Source organism: Psychrobacter sp. 1U2 (assembly GCF_051847575.1).
This window is the reverse complement of the sequence record NZ_JBPYDC010000125.1, coordinates 1-1,717: the sequence shown is the minus strand read 5'-3', so window position 1 is coordinate 1,717 and position 1,717 is coordinate 1. Positions and strand designations below refer to the sequence as shown.

General features: G+C 43.5%; 2 protein-coding genes and 1 pseudogene. All 3 read right to left on the bottom strand.

Translation table 11 applies throughout. The annotated features are described in order from the left end of the window. Positions 1-201: ureidoglycolate lyase (locus tag ACS8FD_RS13750; protein WP_439276286.1), on the bottom strand; the 201-nt coding region annotated here is incomplete at its 3' end. Between the two features lie 42 nt (positions 202-243). Continuing rightward, entirely contained in the window at positions 244-1,236 is a 993-nt protein-coding gene (gene puuE, locus ACS8FD_RS13745; protein WP_439261686.1) for an allantoinase PuuE, read from the bottom strand. Between the two features lie 266 nt (positions 1,237-1,502). Further along, positions 1,503-1,717: pseudogene (locus ACS8FD_RS13740) on the bottom strand (NCS1 family nucleobase:cation symporter-1); the annotation flags it as partial.

Below are 1,717 nucleotides of genomic sequence, written 5' to 3'. Positions count from 1 at the left end.
TTTAGTACGGAATATACTAAGACCAACCTCTCCGCCGTCAAGAGCAACTTTTGTGATGGAGTCATGACGACAGGCATAACCGCGATTAATATCCCAGCTATTTTCGGGGGTTTTTTCTTCATCGCTATAAGGCTCAATCACTGAGCCATATGGCTTAAATGCAGCTTTAGTTAAAGGCTGAGCAATTATCGTAGTTTTCATAAGATCACCTTTATGACAATTAACAATGTCATTCATTATAGATTACATCCAATTAGCAGTATTGTCATCTGTGGCAGGATGATTTTCGTACCAATGCTTGGCGATTTCATCGCGGCGGCAGACCCAAACATCAGGTTTGCTGGTGATGTATTTTAAAAATTGTTTGAGCGCAGTAATACGGCCAGCACGGCCAATAATACGGCAATGCAAGCCAATGGTTAGCATTTTTGGCGCGTTTTTGCCTTCTTTGGCACCTTCTTCATAAAGGGTATCAAAACTGTCTTTTAAATACTGATAAAAGGGTTCAGCATTGGTAAATCCTGGACTTGACGCAAAACGCATATCGTTGGTTTCAAGGGTATAAGGGATAACCAAATGCGGTTTGCGGGTTAGCTGACTGCCTTCTTCTACCTTCACATTGAGCCAGTAAGGTAGTTCATCAGCGTAGGAATCAGAGTCGTAGATATAGCCACCTTGCTCAGCGACCAGCTCACGTGTATTAGGGCTATCACGCCCAGTGTACCAACCTAGTGGCTGACCACCGAGCATGCGATTAAAGATTTCAGTTGCTCGGCGTACATGTTCACGCTCCGTCTCACGATACATGTATTGATAAGTGATCCAGCGTAGTCCGTGGCTTGCCACCTCATGCCCGTCTTCTAAAACACGCTCGATAATGTGCGGTGTCTTTTCAGCAGCAGAAGCACAAGTAAAGGTGGTAATTGGTAGACCATATTCTTTAAAAACATCTAACACTCGCCAAACGCCCACACGGCTACCGTATTCAAAGGCAGACTCGATAGACTGGTGACGGTTGTTAAATTCTGGTGTCCCTAAAACATCCGATAAAAAGCGCTCAGACTGACCATCGCCATGCATGACACTGTTTTCTGCGCCCTCTTCGATATTTAGGACGAACTGCACCGCTATTCTTGCACCGCCTGGCCAGTTTACTTGTGGCGGATTGGCACCATAGCCTTTTAGATCGCGGGGGTAGGCATCATGATTAAAATCGCTGGTAATCTTTTTTGTCATCTTGTTTAATCCTTTATAAAAACAGAGCAGTATAGTCGCTCGAAACTTACTAACTAAAAGAGGATAAGAACGCGATAAAAATATAATAGAGCGTTATCGCGTATTTATTACGAGTTGAATGTTATCGATTGAGCGTTATGAGTAGGCTTCATTAGTGATCTAACCGTTTTGATATTGTAGCAACGCCTATTGAGCAAATAGTCAGTACAAAGATAAGATCGTTTGTACTGACTTTTACAAGCAGGCTTATTTTTATACTGTGGTTCTCATTCTACTATTGTGTCAGGATCTACTGCATAAGAGCGCATCAAGACCCAATATACGACACCCCCTAATGCGGCACCTAACAAGAAACCATAGCCTTCAAGCTTGGTAAGCGCTGGTATCAGCACCGTGGCAATAGAGAATAAAGCACCGATGGCAAAGGCGATAAGCGCACGAATGTTCCAGCCTTTGTAGTAATAATAAGCGCCTGTTGGCT